The 19,153-nt window shown below is 54.9% G+C and carries 12 protein-coding genes and 1 riboswitch; of the genes, 7 read left to right on the top strand and 5 right to left on the bottom strand.

Features of this window, described 5'->3' with window-relative positions; translation table 11 throughout:
- Nucleotides 1–221: 221 nt before the first annotated feature.
- The 3 genes from ACXJJY_RS03065 to thiC all read left to right on the top strand — a co-directional run bounded on the left by ACXJJY_RS03065 (nucleotide 222) and on the right by thiC (nucleotide 5,041).
- Entirely contained in the window at nucleotides 222–1,979 is a 1,758-nt protein-coding gene (locus tag ACXJJY_RS03065; RefSeq protein ID WP_456385241.1) for a two-component system sensor histidine kinase NtrB, read from the top strand.
- Nucleotide 1,980: 1 nt separating this feature from the next.
- Nucleotides 1,981–3,342, top strand: a complete 1,362-nt coding sequence (locus ACXJJY_RS03070; RefSeq protein WP_456385242.1) for a sigma-54-dependent transcriptional regulator — start codon at nucleotides 1,981–1,983, stop codon at nucleotides 3,340–3,342.
- A 37-nt stretch (nucleotides 3,343–3,379) separates the two neighbouring features.
- Nucleotides 3,380–3,581: riboswitch (cobalamin riboswitch) on the top strand.
- Nucleotides 3,582–3,676: 95 nt separating this feature from the next.
- Entirely contained in the window at nucleotides 3,677–5,041 is a 1,365-nt protein-coding gene (thiC, locus tag ACXJJY_RS03075; protein WP_456385243.1) for a phosphomethylpyrimidine synthase ThiC, read from the top strand.
- A 78-nt stretch (nucleotides 5,042–5,119) separates the two neighbouring features.
- Here the strand turns inward: thiC and ACXJJY_RS03080 are convergent, their stop codons facing one another.
- From ACXJJY_RS03080 to ACXJJY_RS03095, 4 genes are all read right to left on the bottom strand, one after another.
- A complete protein-coding gene (locus ACXJJY_RS03080; RefSeq protein ID WP_456385244.1) occupies nucleotides 5,120–7,360 on the bottom strand; it encodes a HAMP domain-containing methyl-accepting chemotaxis protein in 2,241 nt (746 codons plus the stop codon).
- 808 nt (nucleotides 7,361–8,168) lie between these two features.
- Entirely contained in the window at nucleotides 8,169–8,933 is a 765-nt protein-coding gene (locus tag ACXJJY_RS03085) for a succinate dehydrogenase/fumarate reductase iron-sulfur subunit (protein WP_456385245.1), read from the bottom strand.
- An 18-nt stretch (nucleotides 8,934–8,951) separates the two neighbouring features.
- Nucleotides 8,952–10,880, bottom strand: a complete 1,929-nt coding sequence (locus ACXJJY_RS03090; protein WP_456385246.1) for a fumarate reductase/succinate dehydrogenase flavoprotein subunit — start codon at nucleotides 10,878–10,880, stop codon at nucleotides 8,952–8,954.
- 79 nt (nucleotides 10,881–10,959) lie between these two features.
- Nucleotides 10,960–11,622 carry a succinate dehydrogenase cytochrome b subunit gene (locus tag ACXJJY_RS03095; RefSeq protein ID WP_456385247.1) on the bottom strand — a complete coding sequence of 221 codons (663 nt, stop codon included), beginning with the start codon at nucleotides 11,620–11,622 and terminating at the stop codon, nucleotides 10,960–10,962.
- A 185-nt stretch (nucleotides 11,623–11,807) separates the two neighbouring features.
- Between ACXJJY_RS03095 and ACXJJY_RS03100 the strand changes: the two genes are divergently transcribed.
- The 4 genes from ACXJJY_RS03100 (at nucleotide 11,808) to trpA (ending at nucleotide 16,969) form a co-directional block, all read left to right on the top strand.
- Nucleotides 11,808–12,776 (top strand): radical SAM protein, encoded by a 969-nt coding sequence (locus ACXJJY_RS03100; protein WP_456385248.1) that lies wholly within the window; start codon nucleotides 11,808–11,810, stop codon nucleotides 12,774–12,776.
- Nucleotides 12,777–12,996: 220 nt separating this feature from the next.
- Complete coding sequence (locus ACXJJY_RS03105; protein WP_456385249.1) at nucleotides 12,997–14,622, top strand: hypothetical protein; 1,626 nt, start codon at nucleotides 12,997–12,999, stop codon at nucleotides 14,620–14,622.
- A gap of 136 nt (nucleotides 14,623–14,758) precedes the next feature.
- Nucleotides 14,759–15,994: a tryptophan synthase subunit beta gene (gene trpB, locus ACXJJY_RS03110; protein ID WP_456385250.1), complete on the top strand. Its 1,236-nt coding sequence runs from the start codon at nucleotides 14,759–14,761 to the stop codon at nucleotides 15,992–15,994.
- Nucleotides 15,995–16,198: 204 nt separating this feature from the next.
- A complete protein-coding gene (gene trpA, locus ACXJJY_RS03115) occupies nucleotides 16,199–16,969 on the top strand; it encodes a tryptophan synthase subunit alpha (RefSeq protein WP_456385251.1) in 771 nt (256 codons plus the stop codon).
- A gap of 49 nt (nucleotides 16,970–17,018) precedes the next feature.
- On the opposite strand, the gene ACXJJY_RS03120 is transcribed toward trpA, so the two are convergent.
- The gene (locus ACXJJY_RS03120; RefSeq protein WP_456385252.1) at nucleotides 17,019–19,145 is read right to left on the bottom strand and encodes a hybrid sensor histidine kinase/response regulator; all 2,127 of its coding nucleotides are present in this window, start codon (nucleotides 19,143–19,145) and stop codon (nucleotides 17,019–17,021) included.
- Nucleotides 19,146–19,153: the final 8 nt, after the last annotated feature.

A 19,153-nucleotide genomic window follows, 5' to 3' on the forward strand; every position in this document is an offset into this window, starting at 1 on the left:
TTTTTCGGTACAATACACCTGTCACGGTCACGAAAGATTATCTGTTCAGAGGGCCGCCTGTCCATCCCTGCTGTGACGACCATGCTCCTGGAAAAATAGATTCGCCCCGATCCTTTCAGCTTGGTTCAACTGCTGCTTTCGGCCTGTTCAGGAAAGAACGGTGCCTGTTCCCTGAATGGCAGGGAAGGGAGCTCAATTTTATAGAACTTCAGGCCTGTTCCATGCAGATACCATCCACCCGAGTGTCTTTCAAACTGTCCTGGTCCGCCCTGGCCATAGTCGTTGCCGCACTGATTCTTGGCACATTGCTTGCCATTTCCACGGTGCGCAATCTGGCACGGGAACAGAAAATCATGAAGAGTTTTCTTCTTGACGAGGGGCTGGTCCTGATTCGAAGTTTCCAGGCTGGAGCGAGAACCACCATGATGCATCACATGATGAATACTTCTTCGCCGCTGGAGACGCTGGTTACCGAAACGGCCAAAACAGATCGTATCGCCTACATTCATGTTGTCACCGAAGACGGGGTGGTTCTGGCTACTGCCGGCAAGCTTCCTCCCCGGGACAGTCACCCGGAAAGTTCCAGGGTCCTGGCTGCTGAGGGACCGGTCACCACTATCATTAATCTGGCAGACAGCGGCAGTCCCATATTTGAGGTTGCCACGGAATTTCATATGGTTGATGGGGACCAGAGTGGCAATTCCATGGCATCCATAATGTTTCGTCGCAGGCAACAGTGGATGCAGGCCCAATTCGGAGAAAACCTCAACAAGCGCAAGGTGATTTATATCGGCCTGTATACCGATGAATTTATCCAGGCCCAGGAGCAGGATCTTCGTCATACCCTGTTTATGGGCGGTCTGCTGTTGCTGCTCGGCAGTGCAGGTTTTTATTTTTTGTTTCTGTACCAGGGGGCCCGGATTACACGGGCGACTCTTGATACCATGCGTCTTTATACCAGGAGTGTTATTGAGTCCATGCCGGATGGCTTGATGACCCTGGATTGCGGTCAACGGATTGTATCAGTGAATGCGCGGGCAGCGCGGTTGACCGGTTTTCCTGCCGGAAAACTGTCCGGCATACCGGTGGACCGGGTCTTTGCCAACTGGCCCGGTGAACAGATCTGTACCAAACAGGGAGTGGTTGCCCTGGAGTATGAAATACAGCGGACAGATAACCTGTCCATCCCTGTCCGGCTCAGCTCTTCTCCCCTGAAGGACCAGGAGGGAAATAGACTTGGTACCGTGGTGATCATTCGTGACATCCGTGATCTGCGGGCCATGGAGGAACAACTGGAGCGTTCCCGGCGACTCGCCGCCCTTGGGCGAATGGCAGCCGGTATTGCCCATGAAATCAGAAATCCCCTGGGGACATTACGGGGATTTGCCCAGTATTTCGGCAATCAGGCAACGGACAAGAATTCCCTGGAATATGCTCAGCTGATGGTGGATGAGGTAGATCGTCTGAACGCGGCGATTTCAGCCCTGCTGCAGTTCTCCAGGCCAAGAGATCCAGAGTTTCAAAAGTTGTCTCCCGCTCGGGTGCTCGAAAAGACAGCCAGGTTGCTCGAGCATGATTTCAAGGCTGGAAATATCCATTTTTCCATGAAGATACAGTGTACAGGGACTGTTGTCGCAGATGAAGATCTTCTGCTCCAGGTTGTTCTCAATTTGCTCAAAAACAGTCTGCATGCCACCCCGGCAGGTGGTCACATAAGCCTGTTCTGCTCTGAAGAAAAAGACACGATCCGGATTACGGTTTCCGATTCGGGCAAGGGTATGTCCGGGGAAGAGCAGGAGAAAATGTTCGATCCGTTTTTTACAACCCGTCGGGCAGGTACCGGCCTGGGTCTGGCTGTCAGTCACCAGATTGTCGAGCAGCATCACGGGCATTTCGAGGTAGTATCAGCCCCGGGCAGGGGAACAGAAATCACGATAGTGCTCCCGGTGACCCAGAAAAAACAAACTGGAAATGGATGATATGCAGGGAAAAACAATTCTGCTTGTAGATGATGATGTGGCTCACCGTACCATGCTCAAGGTCAACCTTGAGGGGGCAGGCTACACCATACTTGAAACCGACGATGGGGATCAGGTTTTGCCGCTGCTGTGGGACCATGATGTGGATTTGATTCTGCTGGATCTGAAAATGCAGCGAATGGATGGCCTGGAGACCTTGTCGCTGCTCAGGGAAAAGGGGCGTATCGAGCCGGTTATCGTTATCACGGCCTTTTCTTCGGTGGAAAGTGCTGTGGCGGCCATGAAAAAGGGGGCCGTCGATTATGTCACCAAGCCTGTTGATATCGAGGCCCTGAATCTGGCCGTGGAAAAGGCGCTTCATATAGAGGCGCTTCGGGAAGAGAATGCACAGCTTCGGGAACGGCTTGGAGAAAAATTTGACTTTGGCAACATTATCGGCCGCAGCAGTGGTATGCAGAGGGTGTTTGAAACTCTCTCGCTGGTTGCTCCCAGCGATGCAACGGTGCTTATAACCGGAGAATCGGGTACCGGCAAGGAATTGATTGCCGGGGCGCTTCATCAAAACAGTCTGCGTAAAGACGGCCCGTTTATCAAGGTCAACTGCGCGGCTCTGCATGAAAGCTTGCTGGAAAGCGAACTTTTTGGCCATGAACGGGGTGCTTTTACCGGTGCGGAGCGGCAGCGTAAGGGTCGCTTTGAACAGGCCCATCGCGGCACTTTGTTTCTTGATGAAATCGGCGATATGTCGTTGCAGACCCAGGCCAAGATACTCAGGGTAATCCAGGAAGGAGAGTTCGAACGTCTTGGCTCCAGCCAGTCTGTGAAGGTGGATGTCCGCCTTGTGGCGGCAACCCACAAGAATCTTCAGCAAATGGTTGAGGAAGGCACTTTTCGGCAGGATCTCTTTTTCCGGCTTTCCGTGGTGCCTATTGAATTGCCACCTCTCAGGGAGAGGCCGGAGGATATACCAGCCCTGGCTGATTATTTTCTGAAAAAATATGCGAAAAAAAACCGGAAAGATATTCGGAGATTTCATCCCCAGGTTCTGATGCTCCTTGGGCGACATGACTGGCCCGGTAATATCAGGGAGCTGGAAAACACCGTGGAGCGGGCAGTGATTCTCTGCCTTGGAGAACAGATTACTCCCCGGGAACTGTCGCCTCACCTGTTGCCGGAAGATATGGCGCCGAACCTGGAGAAGAACGGCAGGCAGGGTTTCACCCTTCGCGACATGGAGCGTGAGGCAATCAAAACCATCCTGGCTCAGACAGATGGTAACCGCTCGAAAACAGCACGTATTCTTGGAATTGCCCGGCAGACCCTGTTGAACAAGATTAAGGAATACGGTCTGGACAAAGATTGAATTGTCTTGTCCTTTTTTCTAATTTCTGGCATATGTGGACACCATAGATCAGTCTGGTGCCGTCGGTGTGGTTGCCGGCGGAGAATAGGGAATACGGTGCGAATCCGTAACGCTCAGGGCCGGCGCTGTAAGCGGGGACTACGGCCGCATGATGCCACTGTCCACATCTTCGGGGATGGGAAGGCGCGGTCGGAGATTGATCCGTGAGTCAGAAGACCTGCCAGGCTGGATACAAGATAACGGATATTGCTGTCCTGCAAGTCCGCGTCAAGGAACAATTCCCTGGCGCGGATTTTTTTTTTGCCGGCCGGGACGGTCTGAGGAGGAAGAGAGCATGAAGACCCAACTTGAATTGGCCCGCGAGGGGCTCGTTACACCACAGATGGAACAGGTAGCTAGCGATGAGGGCAAGGATGTCGAGCTGATCAGGGAGTTAGTCGCTTTGGGAGAAATCGTTATTCCGGTCAACCATAATCGTCCGAATCAGAAGGTGGTCGGTATTGGCACCGGGTTGCGGACCAAGGTCAATGCCTCTATCGGCACTTCTTCGGACATCAAGGACATCGAGCTGGAAAAAAGAAAGGCGCGGATCGCTGAAGAGGAGCAGGCCGATACCCTGATGGAATTGTCCACCGGAGGCGATCTGGACCTGGTGCGGCGCGAAGTGCTGGCCGCCGTTGATCTGCCGGTGGGCAATGTGCCTCTGTATCAGGCCTTTTCAGAGGCCATCCGCAAGTACCGTAACCCAAACAAACTTGACCCGGAATATCTTTTCGAGCTTATCGAGCGGCAGCTGGAGGATGGAATATCGTTCATGGCAATTCACTGCGGGATCAATCGGTACTCCATTGAACGGCTGCGTCGTCAGGGATATCGTTATGGGGGGCTGGTTTCCAAAGGCGGCACCTTCATGGTGTCCTGGATGGAGTATCATGACCGGGAAAATCCACTTTATGAGCAGTTTGACCGGGTTTGCGATTTGATGAAAAAATATGACGCTGTTCTTTCACTGGGTAACGGTATCCGGGCTGGAGCTATTCATGACAGTCACGACCGGGCCCAGATGGCGGAGATGATCACCAACTGCGAACTGGCCGAGATAGGTCGGGAAATGGGGTGTCAGATGATGGTGGAGGGTCCGGGCCATGTGCCTCTTGACGAGATCGAAGGCAATATAATGCTGGAGAAAAGGATGAGCGGCAATGCGCCCTATTACGTCCTGGGCCCGTTGCCTGCAGACTCCGGGGCCGGATATGACCATATTACCGCTGCCATAGGAGCTGCCAATTCAGCCCGTTACGGAGCGGACTTGATTTGTTACATCACCCCGGCGGAGCATCTCGCCCTGCCCGGAGAACAGGACGTACGTGAAGGTATCCGGGCCACCAGGCTGGCGGCAAGGATAGGTGACATCGCGCGTGATCCTTCCATGCGCGAGCGGGAAAAGCAGGTGGCTATCGCCCGGCGTGATACCCGGTGGGAAAGGCAGATGGAGCTTTTGATGTTTCCAGAAGAGGCTCGCAGGATCCGCAGGGACCGTTCACCGGAAAATAAGCGTACCTGCACCATGTGCGGCGATTTTTGCGCCATGGAGCGGGGAATATCGCTATTTGCCCGAGACATACGCGGTGACAAGCGGGGCTGCGAAGAGGAACAGGCCCGGAAAAAAGCGGTAGTATCCGCGCAGAAAGAAAAATAGAGTCTCAGCAGATATGGCCCGGCTGCTTATTGAACAGCAGGCGGGCCTTGTTTGCCCGGAAGGTGAAGGGCAGCCATTTCAGCGGGTGCGAAACGTGACGATCAGTTTTGAGAGCTCATCGGCCATTTTTGCCAGTTTGCCGGCACTGTTTTTGACAGTTGAGCTGAGCGCAGTTATTTCACCGGCCACCTGGCTTACTTCGGCAATCTCCCGGGCAATGTCACCTGACACTGCCGAGCTCTGGGCCACATTCTCGTTGACCTCGGATATGCCCAGAGCGGCCTGCTGAATATTCTCCGCTATCTCTGTTGTGCTTGCGGTCTGTTCTTCCACGGCTGTGGCGATTGAGGACACTATTTTGTTGACCTTGGTAATGACCCCGGTGACCTGTTTTATCTCGTTCACGGTCAGATTGGTCGAGTTCTGAATGGCTTCGATTTTGGTTTTGATTTCCCGGGTGGCATCGGCTGTCTGGTTGGCCAGTTCCTTGATCTCGTTTGCAACCACCGCAAACCCCTTGCCTGCTTCTCCGGCCCGGGCCGCTTCGATAGTGGCATTGAGGGCCAGCAGATTGGTCTGTTCGGAAATTTCGGTGATCACCTCGGTAACCTTGCTGATCTCACCGGCTGCCTGGCCCAGGGCGTCGACCTTTTCAGAGGAGCCTGAAGCAAGGGTCACTGCTTCCATGGTCACATCCCGTGCTTCCGCGGTGTCCGTGGCTATCCTCTGAACAGTTGCCGACAGCTCTCCCACCGCATCGGCGACGATATTGACATTGGTGGCCGCTTCTTCGCAGGCTGCGGCCACGGAGTTCATGTTGGAACTCATCTCTTCGGTCGCCGCTGCAACATTGTTCGCCTTTTCCGATGACTGATCCGCTCCCTGTGACATAGCTTCAGATGATTCGGAAAGATGGGTTGCTGAATCCTGCAAAACTTCGGTACTGTTTCCGACCTTTTTGAAAACCGTGTTCAGTTTCCTGACCATTTGGTTGAGAGACTCGACCAGTTGACCGATTTCATCCCGACCTTTGTTGTCAAGGGTGGTGGTGAAATCTCCGTCTCCCACAAGGCCTGCAAAAGAGACAGCCTCTCTGATGGAACTGACAATTGAGCGGATCGTCAGAAAAACTATCAGCATGCCTGCAGAAGTGGCCAGGATCGCCATGGACAGGATTATGATCGTGGTTCTGCGATTGTTCTGTTCAATCAGCATGCGCTGGTTCAGTTCGTACTTGTGAGAAGTGTCGACGATGTTTTCCACCATACTTTCAACTTTTGATCCAGTTTGTTCCAATGTCCCGGTGATGGTGTTGATTGCCTGGTTGTTTTTATGAAGAGCAAGCAATGCGCGTTTGTAGGAGTTCGTCTTTTCTTCAACCATTGTCAGGTATTTTTCATCCACCATTCCGTTGTCAAAGGCGTCGACCAGGTTGTCGAGCGCATCGATGGTTTCCTGCAGCTCCTGTGGATCCTGGTGGAGAAGATACTGGCTCTCGTGGAGGCTGATATCGAGGGCCAGCCCTCTGGCTCCCTGAACATAAATGGCGCCTATGGATTTTTCCATGTGCACTGCATGCTCAATAACATCCATGTACGCATCATCCTCACCGGCAACCAGCCTGTTCAGTGCTTCTTTGTATTCAGCCAGATTTTTATTGAGTTCCTCCCGGAAACCGGGAACAAAGGACCCTTCGGTGAGTATTTCGTCGAGCATGTCGAGTGCTGAACGTAATTTTTCAAGGATTCGTTCAGATTTTGTCCGGATGTATTCCTTTTCCAGCTTTCTGGTGCTCAGCAGGGTCAGGTAGAGTTCGTCCACCTGGTGTTGCCTGACAAAACTCTGCAGGTCCCGGGCGGTTTTTTTGAGCTGACCACGCAGCCCTGAGTCCTGGTCGAGCCCAATCTTGCGGGAGGTGTCTACCAGGGCTTCAAAGTTTCTCAAGTAGAGTTCAGCGTTCTTTTCGATGGTGTGAGCCATTTTTTTGATGTCTCCGTATCGGGGCCCGGCTATTTTTATGATCTCATCAAGGTTTTTGTCGAGCAGCTGGATTTCGTTTTTCATCTGGTCCAGGTAGTCGATTTTCTTCTTGAGCATAAAGTTTTTTTCGTTGGTCCGGGTCTGGAGCATGTGAATCCTGACATCCTTGGCAAGCTCGACGATTGCCAGGTCGTTATTGAGCAACTCATTGAAATTTCGTTCTGTTCTGCTCGTGTTGTAGAAGCTTGCTCCGAGAAACATGATAAAAAGAGCCAGGAGGCCGTTGAACAGGAAGGCGAATTTTGTTCGCAGGTTGATATTGTTCCAAAATGATTTCATGGAGATCCTCTCTTGGCAGTGACGCTGGATGTTGCCGGCAAGTTGCGGGCCTCACAGGATTATTGGTCTGGTGCAACCGGCAATACGAAAAAATTGCTGACAAAGACGTGATGTCGATATATGTGCTATTTTATGAGCGAGTACCATGAGAGTCAAAAAAATTCAGTTTTTATTAGAATAAGGCTTGATATTAATTATTTTTCTCTTGTCGGCCGTTGGCATAATTATTCTATGATTACGAGATGTTGTATAGCGGCATAAGGAAGTGTGGAGTGTCTGTCTCTGTCTGCTTTAATGTTTGTCTTTAGGTCACGATGTGGGAGTGAAAACGTTGAAATCCATGGATGACCAGGGACTACGTTGTGCTCTCTTTCAGGTTGTGGCAACGCGAATATGTATTGGGTGCCGGGTGGTATGATGAACAGGATGATATGTTATTGTTTCAGATATCGGGAAGATGACTTGCGAACAGATGTAAAACGGCATGGTCGGTCCTTGATCCTGGACCGGATTATTGCTGAAAAACGGAGAGGAGGGTGTCGCTGCCAGGAAACCAATCCGGCTGGAGTCTGATGTCTGCCCCTGGTCCGCCAGGTGGTGGATGATGAGTTGAAGCGAGGGCGAAGCAAAAAATGGAGCAAGTGAATGTGTTTCGGGAGAAAAGGAGAAAGGCTTTGATCAAGTATTGAGGGGGCGAGCTGGAACCGGGAGAGCCGGCAGTGTGACTGGTGTCTGTCCAAAAATGATTTTTCGGAGTCTTTGCTTACCTGATCTCGGGTGAAAATCCTCATTTTTGGCCAGACACTGACTAATCGTCTGCGGTAAAGGCTGCGCGCAGGTATTCACGATTGAGCCTTGCGATGTTGCGTATGGAGATGCCCTTGGGGCAGACGTTTTCACATTCGCGTTCATTGCTGCAGTTGCCGAACCCTTCCCGGTCCATGGCCTCGACCATGGCCAGGGCCCGGCTTTTGCGCTCAGGCTGCCCCTGTGGCAGCAGGGCCAGTTGGGAGATCTTGGCCGAGACAAAGAGCATGGCCGCCGCATTGGGACAGGCGGCGACACAGGCTCCGCAGCCGATGCAGGCGGCGGCGTCCATAGCCTGCTCGGCTCTGTTCTGGGCTACCGGGAGGTTATTGGCGTCCTGGGGAGAGCCGGTGTTGACCGAGACAAAGCCGCCGGACTGTATGATCCGGTCAAAGGCGGACCGATCCACCACCAGGTCCTTGATCAGCGGAAAAGCTCTGGCCCGGAAAGGCTCGATGATAATGGTCTGGCCATCCTGGAAGTGACGCATGTGCAGTTGACAGAGAGTGGTCTCCTTTTCAGGACCATGGGCAATCCCGTTGACAACCGCTCCGCACATGCCGCAGATTCCCTCGCGGCAGTCATGGTCAAAGGCTACAGGCTCTCTCCCTTCAAGGGTCAACTGATCATTGAGCACATCGAGCATTTCCAGAAAGGACATATCCGTGGAAATGTTTTGCAGCTGATATGTTTCCAGTGCGCCTGGCTGCTCTGGTCCGGCCTGGCGCCAGACCTTGACCGTGAGATTGATTTTTTTTGCTGCCATGGTGGTTGTGTCAGGTTGTTATTTGTAGCTGCGCTGTGAGGGTGTCACGTTTTCAAAGTGCAGCGCTTCCTTGTGCAGGGCCGGCCTCTTTTCCTCGCCCCGGTACTCCCAGACCGCGACATGGGAGAAATGCTCATCATCCCGCTTGGCCTCGTGCTCTTCGGTTTGGCTCTCCTCGCGCAGGTGGCAGCCGCAGGATTCCTCCCGAGCCAGAGCATCCAGGACCATGACCTCGGCAAACTCGAGAAAATCCGCTATCCGGCCTGCCCGCTCGAGAGACTGGTTGAGTTCCTGTCCGCTGCCTGGCACCAGCAGGTTGTCCCAGAATTCTTCCCGGATTTCGGGGATCAGCTCCAGGGCCCGGGTCAATCCTTCCCTGTTACGGGCCATGCCGCAGTAGTCCCAGAGAACCTTGCCGAGCCTGCGGTGGTAATAGTCCACCGGCTGGAGCCCGGAGCGGCGGGTGTTGTGGTTTTTCAGCAGGGCCTGGATACGTTTCCGGACCGAGGTTTCGGCCGTATCGTATTCCGGACGATCACTGTCCACAGAGAACATGCCCTGCTGGCCAAAGTAGTTGCCGATGGTGTAGGGCAGGACAAAATATCCGTCCGCCAGTCCCTGCATGAGGGCTGAGGCGCCCAGCCGGTTGGCCCCGTGATCCGAGAAATTGGCCTCGCCGAGGACAAAGAGACCAGGGATCGTGGACTGGAGCTCGTAATCCACCCACAGACCGCCCATGGTATAGTGGACCGCCGGATAGATCATCATCGGTTCCTTGCTGGGATCCTGGTCGGTGATCTTCTGGTACATATGAAAGAGGTTGCCGTATTTCTTCAGAATCATCTCCAGACCGTCGCGTTCGATGGCGTCGCGGAAATCGAGATAAACGGCCAGCCCGGTTTCACCCACGCCCCGGCCCTCGTCACAGACCTCCTTGGCATTGCGGGAGGCTACGTCCCGCGGCACCAGATTGCCGAAACTCGGGTACTTGCGCTCGAGATAATAGTCCCGCTGGTCTTCCGGGATATCGTTCGGGTTTCTTGTGTCGCCGGGCTTTTTCGGAACCCAGACCCGGCCATCATTGCGCAGGCTTTCACTCATCAGGGTGAGCTTGGACTGGTAGTCTCCATGGACCGGGATACAGGTCGGGTGGATCTGGACAAAACAGGGGTTGGCAAAACCGGCCCCCTTCTTGTAGGCCCGCCAGGAAGCGGTCACATTGGAGGCCATTGCGTTGGTGGAAAGGAAAAACACGTTGCCGTATCCGCCGGTGGCCAGCACCACGGCATGGGCTGAGTAGCGCTCCAGTTCTCCGGTGATCATGTTACGGCAGATGATGCCCCTGGCATGGCCGTCCACCACGACCAGGTCCATCATTTCCCGGCGGGGATAGATAGTGACCTTGCCAAGCTTGACCTGCCGCATCATGGCCGAATAGGCCCCGAGCAGCAACTGTTGCCCTGTCTGGCCCCGGGCGTAGAAAGTGCGCGATACCTGGGCCCCGCCAAAGGAACGGTTGGCCAGCATGCCGCCATACTCCCTGGCAAAAGGAATACCCTGGGCCACGCACTGGTCGATGATGTTGTTGGAAACCTGGGCCAGCCGGTAGACGTTGCCCTCCCGGGCCCGGAAGTCACCGCCCTTGATGGTGTCATAGAACAGGCGGAAGATGGAGTCGCCGTCATTCTGGTAGTTCTTGGCCGCGTTGATGCCGCCCTGGGCCGCAATGGAGTGGGCTCGCCGGGGACTGTCCTGGAGACAGAATGATTTCACGTTGTAACCGAGTTCTGCCAGCGAGGCGGCAGCCGAGGCCCCCGCCAGGCCGGTGCCCACCACAATGATATCGTATTTGCGTTTGTTGGCCGGGTTGACCAGTTTGTACTCAAACCGGGCCCGGTCCCATTTTCCGGCCAGTGGTCCTGGTGGGATTTTCGCGTCAAGCTGCATGGTTACTCATCCGATGGGTGTCCGTGATTGACTGCTATAAAAACAAAAAACAGCAAAAAAACAGGATACAATGGTATAGTTACGCAAGTTGGCCAAGCCAGTTCCTGTTGCTGATGAGCAGCAGGACAATAACAAAAAAGATAGAGATTATGAGTCCGCATCCGATCCAGGCGCTGACACGGATCAACCGGTCGTAGCGGGGATGGTTGAGGCCAATGCTCTGAAACATGGACCAGAAGCCGTGGCTGATATGCAGGGTCAGGGCCAGCAGGCCCAGGCTGTAGAGTACGGTGTAGGCGGGGTTGACCAGGATGGTGGAGACTATGTCGGCAATGGTTGTGTTCCGGTGGTCGGTGAAGTGGACATTTTGCAGATGCACCCAGATGAAACCCAGGATCACCAAGCCGGTGTAGGGCATGGTCCGGGAACCAATGGTTCGGCCTCCGGCGGAGTGCTGTGCGACGTAGCGGCTCGATCGGGCCTTGATGTTTTCCAGGGCCAGGGCCAGTCCGGTCACCACGTGGAGGGAGAAGACGGTAAGGAGAATGATTTCAAAAACAGAGATAAACGGGCCCAGGGCATGCAAATGTTCGGCATAGGAGAGAAATGCGTCCCTTCCCCAGAAGATGGAGCTGTTGCCGGCAGCGTGGACGAGCAGGAATCCGCCGAGCAACAGTCCGGTTGAGGCCATGATGTATTTTTTGCCAACAGAGGTGTTGCAAAAAGAAGTAAACCACGACATAGACTGTGCTTTCCTGATGAATGGTTGTATGAAAATCGTTCTCCGGCACAACGGTGTCAGGAAAGGATTTTCATGGTCGAAGTCTCAGCGTATCTCGTTGCGGCCAAACCGTTTCGTTCTTCGGTACGGCCCTGCCTGGTGCCTGGATTTTGCCTGCAATGTATATAAGAACAGGTGAGATGACAATGGAAAAAACAGGAAAAAAATCAGCTCGTCCCGGGGGCAGGCACAATGTGGTTGACGGTCGGAGCAATCGGGCCTTGAGCCTTTTGCAGCCATGTTTTGTTTGTCCACGAAGTTGTGGGGTCAACCGGCTTGATGATCAGGTCGGGCTCTGCCAGGTTGGGCGTTGTGCCCGGGTAGCCAGTTTTGGACCTCATTTTGGCGAGGAAGCACCCCTGGTGGGGCGTAACGGCTCAGGGACCATTTTTTTCGAAGGCTGTAACCTGCGCTGCGTATTCTGCCAGAACTATGATATCAGTCATATTGAGGACCAAGGTCTCTCTCCGGACAGCGAAGTCGATGATCGGCAGTTGGCCCAGATCATGCTCAGGTTGCAGTCCATGGGCTGTCATAATATCAATCTGGTGACCCCGTCCCACGTGGTGCCCCAGATCCTTGCCGGGCTGGAGACAGCCCTGGCGGAAGGACTCGATATTCCGATTGTATACAATACATCGGCGTATGACAGCCTCGAAACTCTTCGGCTGCTGGACGGGATAGTCGATATCTACATGCCAGACTGCAAGTTCTGGTCTCCTGATTCCGCCGGCACCTATGCCGGTGCCCGTGATTATCCCGATATTATGCGCCAGGCAGTGCGGGAGATGCACCGCCAGGTGGGCGATTTGGAGATCGGTTCCGACGGCCTGGCCTGTCGAGGCATGCTGGTCCGCCACCTGGTCATGCCGGGCATGCTTGATGAAACCGGTGCTATCCTGTCCTGGCTGGCAGATGAAATATCCCCTGCCACGTATGTCAATATCATGGACCAGTACCATCCCTGCGGCCAGGCGCAGCTGTATCCGGAAATAGACCGGACCCTGCAGCCCGGGGAGTATGCCAAAGCCCTGGAGCTTGCCCGCAGGGCCGGACTCACCCGCCTGGACCAGCGTGATTTCAAAACTCTTTTAGAGCGGCTGGGTATTTTGTGAAGCAGAGCTGCAAAAAAAGGCCGGGACTCAATTAGGGATGAATTACTGATGGTTTTGGTCTATTATCAGGCCGTTGAAAAAAACATCTGCCCCAGGTGCAGGATTGTTGAAGCCAGGCCCGGGTACGGGTTTCAACAGCTTGTTACGCCTGGAAGCAAGAGGCAGGTGTCACCGGCACAGTGCTGGAGCAAGGGAATCTATAACCTGCAAACAGAAAAAAATGACTGAAGAACAGACGCTGCGTACATCGGTCACCCCGAACGGAACATTCAGAGTCGGTGTTCACCGGCCCTCCTACAGTGTCGTGAATCTGCGAGAGCAGGATTTCATCGCTGAACTGGGCACCATGCCCGACGGGAGCAGTCTTGATAATGCGGTGAACTTTCCTGATGGCGACGTGCACGAGGGGGCGGCTCGCTGGATCTATGAAATTCCCAACGCACTCTTTTTCCGTGGTGCAACCTATATAGATTCAGGATGGGCCGCAGCCCGGGCGGTGAATCCCTCCTCCATAAGGATCAAAAAGCCGTCTTCCTGTTCACTGCTGGCAGTTCTCGGGCGGCATCTCAAGCCCGATCAGGCCCGCCGAATTCTCGGAGAACTGCCCCGTCCGGTTCTCTATGACCTGGCAGCCAATTCCACGGATCCGGAAGAGCTGGTAATGCTGGCCGGATTTTGCTGCCGGATGACCTTTGACAAAAACGGACAGCCCGCCGGTCTTGTCTACAGAAAAAAAGACGGCACTGTGCGGGCTGATATCGATGATTTTGAACTCTTTGAAACCATTGCCAACAATCCCTGTCTGCCGGACCGGTACAAGGAGATCATGGTCCTCAGGCCTGGGGTACAGGGGAGCAGTGAGATAGTAGGTGAGTTTCGCCAGGGTTCCACCCATGTCTTTGAGTACCTGCGTCGTAACAGTTATATTCCCTGGGGTCATTTTGCCGCAAATATGGCCCATGACGCCATTCGTTACCGCACCAGTGAGCTTTCCCTGCAGGATATGCAGGGGTTGCGGCATCTTTACTACCAGCGGACCTTTTGTGTGCTCGCCGATCGGCTGGGTCTGAATCTTCCCCGGCGGCGCAAATCACTTTCAGTGGATGAACTGGAAACCTTGCGCCAGAAGATTCTGCGCATGGCCCGACTGCTGCCCGAGCACCCGGCGACTCTCTGGGGCTGGAATTTCGGCTATGACTTTTCGGGCTCCGGCTACCGGCTGCATGCCTCGCATCAGATGATTCATCAGCAGTACGCCATGGTTCCGGAAGAAGTGGAACAGTCCGGCGGCGGGACTATGGCCGCCTACAGCGCCGGAGACCTGGTGGCAGACGCCGCCGGTTATTACCGGGCCGAACATGGCAGTGATTTCTTTACCGACTATCTGCGCTGTCTTTTTGCCAATGGGCGCACCGATGGCGGACAGGGACCTGATAACCTGATTGTCTGGCAGGATGAAAATGTTTTACTCTTTGTGCCCAAGGCCCAGGTTTCCCAGTGGGAGCTGCAGCTTATGGTCGTTGCCGACACGGACGAGGGACCGGTGGGTAATGTGATCGAGGCCCGGACTGCGGTCCGCCAGTCCATAGACTCTGCTATCCTTGTGGCCCAGAGGATCTATGCCGGGCTTGGGGCCCGGATGGTAACCTCCATTGAGTATGCCAAAAGGCTGGGTCGTCAGAACGGGCAGCGGCTTCTTTACAGTTTTCTGCCCAAGCTGCCCTGGTCCATGGGTGCTTTCAGCGAGGCCCAGCTTCGTTTTATCTGTGGACACTTCCCTGAAGACTTTGCAGTTGCCTGCCGTCTGCAGCTGGACAGGTTTGTTGATGATATAGAGCAAGAATGAGGTTGTGGCTGTTCTTGAACCATATCGCTTTCAGTACTGTTTTGTCTGCGCTGCCAGTCGTTTGGGGACCAAGAATGATCGCAGGGCAGGATTATGATTCGGGCTCTGTTTAACTTCATCTTTTGGAATGATTTCTATGAAAAAAGGATATTTTGGCCAGTGGGGAGGTGCGTTTATCCCCGAGGTTCTGCATCAGACGTTTGAAGAACTCAACCGGGCCTACGAGGCAGCCCGCGCCGATAGGGATTTCTGGGAGGAGTATGTGGCCCTGATGGGTAATTACTCATGCCGACCCACGCCGCTGACCTTTGCCGAAAATCTCAGCGATTATCTCGGTGGAGCCCGGATCTATATCAAGCGCGAAGATCTCAATCACACCGGGGCCCATAAGGCAAATAATGTCATGGGCCAGGGTTTGCTGGTCCGGCGTATGGGTAAGAAGCGGGTTATAGCCGAGACCGGGGCCGGCCAGCACGGTGTGGCCACGGCCACCATGGCGGCCAGGTTCGGTTTTGAATGCACCATTTACATGGGCGAGGAAGATGTGGCCCGCCAGCGGCCCAACGTGTTCTGGATGGAAAAACTGGGCGCCGCAGTGATCCCGGTGACAGACGGGGCCCGGACCCTCAAGGACGCCATCAACGAGGCCTTCCGTGACTGGGTCACCCGGATGGATGACACCCACTATGTACTCGGTACGGTCTGTGGCCCCCATCCCTTTCCGGAAATGGTCGCCTGGTTCCAGTCCATCATCGGCCAGGAAGCGAAAAAACAGATTCTCGCCCAGCACGGCCGAATGCCGGATCGGGTTTATGCCTGTGTAGGGGGTGGGTCCAATGCCATGGGCATCTTCCAGGGATTTCTGGACGAGGACGGGGTGGAACTGGTCGGGGTCGAGGCCGGGGGCAAGGGCGTGGACACGGACATGCATGCCGCCCGGATGAAAGGTGACCGGGCCGCTGCCGGGGTGGCCCAGGGCTACAAGACCATGTTTCTCCAGGACAGTGACGGGCAGATGCTCGATACCCATTCCATCGCCGCCGGCCTTGACTATGTGGGGATCTCTCCCATCCTGGCGGATCTTGGCGAAAAGGGACGGGTTCGTTTCGAGGCCGCCACCGACGAGGAGGTCATGGAAGCACTGAGCCTGACCATGCGGACCGAGGGAATAATCCCGGCCCTTGAGTCAGCTCACGCCTTTGTGCAGGCCATCAGGGAGGCGCCCGCCATGGGACGGGATCAGGCTATCATTATCAACATGTCCGGCCGGGGAGACAAGGATATTTTCACCATTGCCCATGCCTTTGACGATCCGTCCTGGAAGGAGTTTATCATCGGCCGGGCCGAGAAATATAAAATAGACAGAAAATGATGGCCTCCGGGTTCGGCCTGCCGGCTGACTCGGGGTAAGCTGACCACGTACCACGTGCAAGTTCCGGGTACGTGAAATCGCATGGTTACCAACCATGTGACGAAAGAAGACTCAGGGTGTTTGCGCTGGTGACGTCCGGAGTCCGGGACACGGGAAGGGGAGTGTATCCTTGATTTTCTTAATCAAACTATTTCATAGATGACCATGACCTTACAGGAAGATATAGAAAAACGGCTGGAGAAGAAAAAAATACTGCTGATGACCCATCTGGTTCTGGGGTACCCCTCGCTTGAAGTGAACCGGCAGGTTATCGCCCAGATGGTGGAAAACGGTGTCGACTGCATCGAGTTGCAGATTCCTTTTTCCGAGCCAATGGCCGATGGACCTGTGATTCTCAAGGCCAATCAAGATGCCCTGGCCGGCGGTATACGAGTTGCCGACTGCCTGGCCTTTGCCAGGGAGATGGTCGCGACCCATCCCGGGGTGAATTTTCTCTTTATGACCTATTATAATATTGTCTTTCGCTACTCCACCCCCGCATTCCTGAAGGAGGCGGCCGATATGGGGATCCGGGGCTGCATTATTCCGGACCTTCCGCCGGAAGAAGGCGGGGAGTATCTGGAGATGTGCCGTGAACACCGGCTGGCGCCGATCATGTTTTTTACCCCCACCTCCACCGATGATCGTATGCGCGAGGTCGCTGCCCGGGGAGAGGGCTTCGTCTACTGCGTGGCCCGGCGCGGGGTGACCGGAGCCCATACCGAGATGGATGCAGGGCTGGTCCGCTACCTGGAGCGGTGCCGGGCGGCAACGAACCTGCCTCTGGCTGTGGGCTTTGGGATCGGCCGGCGCGCAGACGTGACCATTCTGGAGGGAAGAGCGGACATGGCGGTCATCGGTACTGCCACTATCCGACTGGTGGACGAGAAGGGACCTGCCGCAGTAGGTCCCTTTATCCGAGACATGGTGGGATAAGCAACCGCTGTGTGTCGATCCTGAACGGGCGCCGGGCAGTGGGGGCAGTTCACGTATTTTCTTTTTCAAGGGCCGCCTGGACCGCCAGTCCCAGTTCATCCAGGTCAAAAGGTTTGCAGAGAGCGGCTCTGAAGCCGTGTTCCCGGTGTCGCGACATGACCGCATCGTGGGAATACCCCGAGGCAACTATCAACCTGGCGTCAGGGTCCAGAGCCAGTATCTTTTCCGCCGCCTCCCGGCCGCCCATACCTCCGGGTATGGTGAGGTCCATGATAACCGCATCGATTTTCCGGCCGGATTCCAATGCATTCCTGTACAGTTTCACCGCGTCCAGGCCGTCGCGGGTCAGTATTGCTGTATAGCCAAGCCTGTTCAGCATCAGTTTGCAGATATCCAGGATCATCTCCTCGTCGTCCATGACTAAAACAGTGCCACTGCCCGTGCTGGCCCGCAGGGGAGCCGTTTCCTCGACCGGGACCGCCTCGGGGCGGGCAGGCAGGAGAATTGTAAATGTCGTTCCCTTGTCCATCTCTGAGCTGACTGAAATGTGGCCCCCGTGTCTCTGGATTATGGAATGGACCACTGCCAGCCCAAGGCCGGTACCATGACAGCGGGTTGTGAAATAGGGATCAAAGATGCGGTTGATGTTTTCCGGATCAATGCCCTGGCCGGTATCCGTCACCTGAATTCGGATCCAGGGCCCGGATCCGTGGCCTGGAACATTGAGCTCTTCTCCATCCGGTACATTGCCCGCGGAGATGGTGATCGTTCCTTCTGATGTCATGGCCTGGCGGGCATTGAGGACGAGGTTCTGGATCACCTGGCTGAACTGATCCCGGTCGATGTTGACAGGCCAGAGATCCGGATCCAGGTGAAAAACGCAGTCTGTTTTTGAGCCGTGGAGGACAAAGTCAGCTGATTCGATGATCAGGCCTTCCACGCTGGAAACCTCCTTGACCGGCGCCCCACCCTGGGAAAAGACAAGGAGTTGTCGGGTCAGTCCCCTTGCCCTTACAGTGGCTTTCTGAGCATTTTCCAGCCGGGTCCGAATCTGATCTTGCTTCATGTCCTGGTCCAGGCCCTGCAGGACCAGGCTTATGTTGCCCAGGATGGCGCCCAGGAAGTTGTTGAAGTCGTGGGCAATGCCGCCAGCCAGAACTCCAACGGATTCCAGTTTCCGGGCGTTGAGCAGGTCCTGCTCCATCTTGAGCTGTTTTGTGACATCCCGGAACACCATTACTGCTCCGGTTATGTCACCGCTTTTTTCCTGTATTGGAGCACAGGAAGTCGATATCAGGCGGCGGGTTCCGTCCCTTGCGACCAGGACCGTTGATCTGTCGAGCTTGATTGTTCTGCCTGTTTGCAGGACTTCTGTCACCGGGTTTGGACGGGGGGCGCCACTTTTTTCATCCTGAAGATGAAAGATTTTTTCTAATTTCTGGCCCTGGGCTTTCTCCATGCTCCACCCTGTGAGCTCTTCGGAGGCGATATTCTGCAGTATGACCCGCTCCTGACAGTCGACAGTGATAACCCCTTCGCCGATGGAGCGCAGGGTGACCAGCAATTGTTCCTTTTCCCGGGCCAGGGCCAGTTCAGCCTGTTTGCGCTGGTCGATGTCACGGATCACGGCGATCATATGGGCCTGGCCGCCGTAACGGGCAAGTTTGAGGCTGATATCGCTCCAGAAGAATTCACCATTTTTGCGGCGGGAAAGCCATTCGAAGTTCTGCGGCCCGTGTTTCAGGGTGCGGGCAACCCATTTTTTGGCCGTGGATTTATCCCAGGGCGGTTCCCCCTGGCTGATGTCTGTGGCCTTGAGGGATTTGATTTCGGCCCGACTGTAGCCATACATGTCGAGCATGGCCTGGTTGACTTCCAGTATCCGACCGGTACGGTGATCGTATATGATGATGGCGTCACCCGGGGCGTTGAAGATTTCGCGATATTTTTCTTCATTTTCCAGCAGGACACTGTTGGTATGACACAGTTCGTCCACCTTGGCCTGCCAGCGCTCTTTCATTGTTCCCAGAAGATAACCGGCCACCGACCCGACGACCATGGGGACCAGGTAACGGTACAGGTCTCCTTCATGACCGGTTCCGGCCAGGGCAAGGCGCCCAAACAGCGGGACGAGACAGCCACCGACAACCGCGTATTTTTGCTTCAGATTCAACATGGTCGGAT

The sequence above is a fragment of the Desulfolithobacter sp. genome (assembly GCF_054025815.1).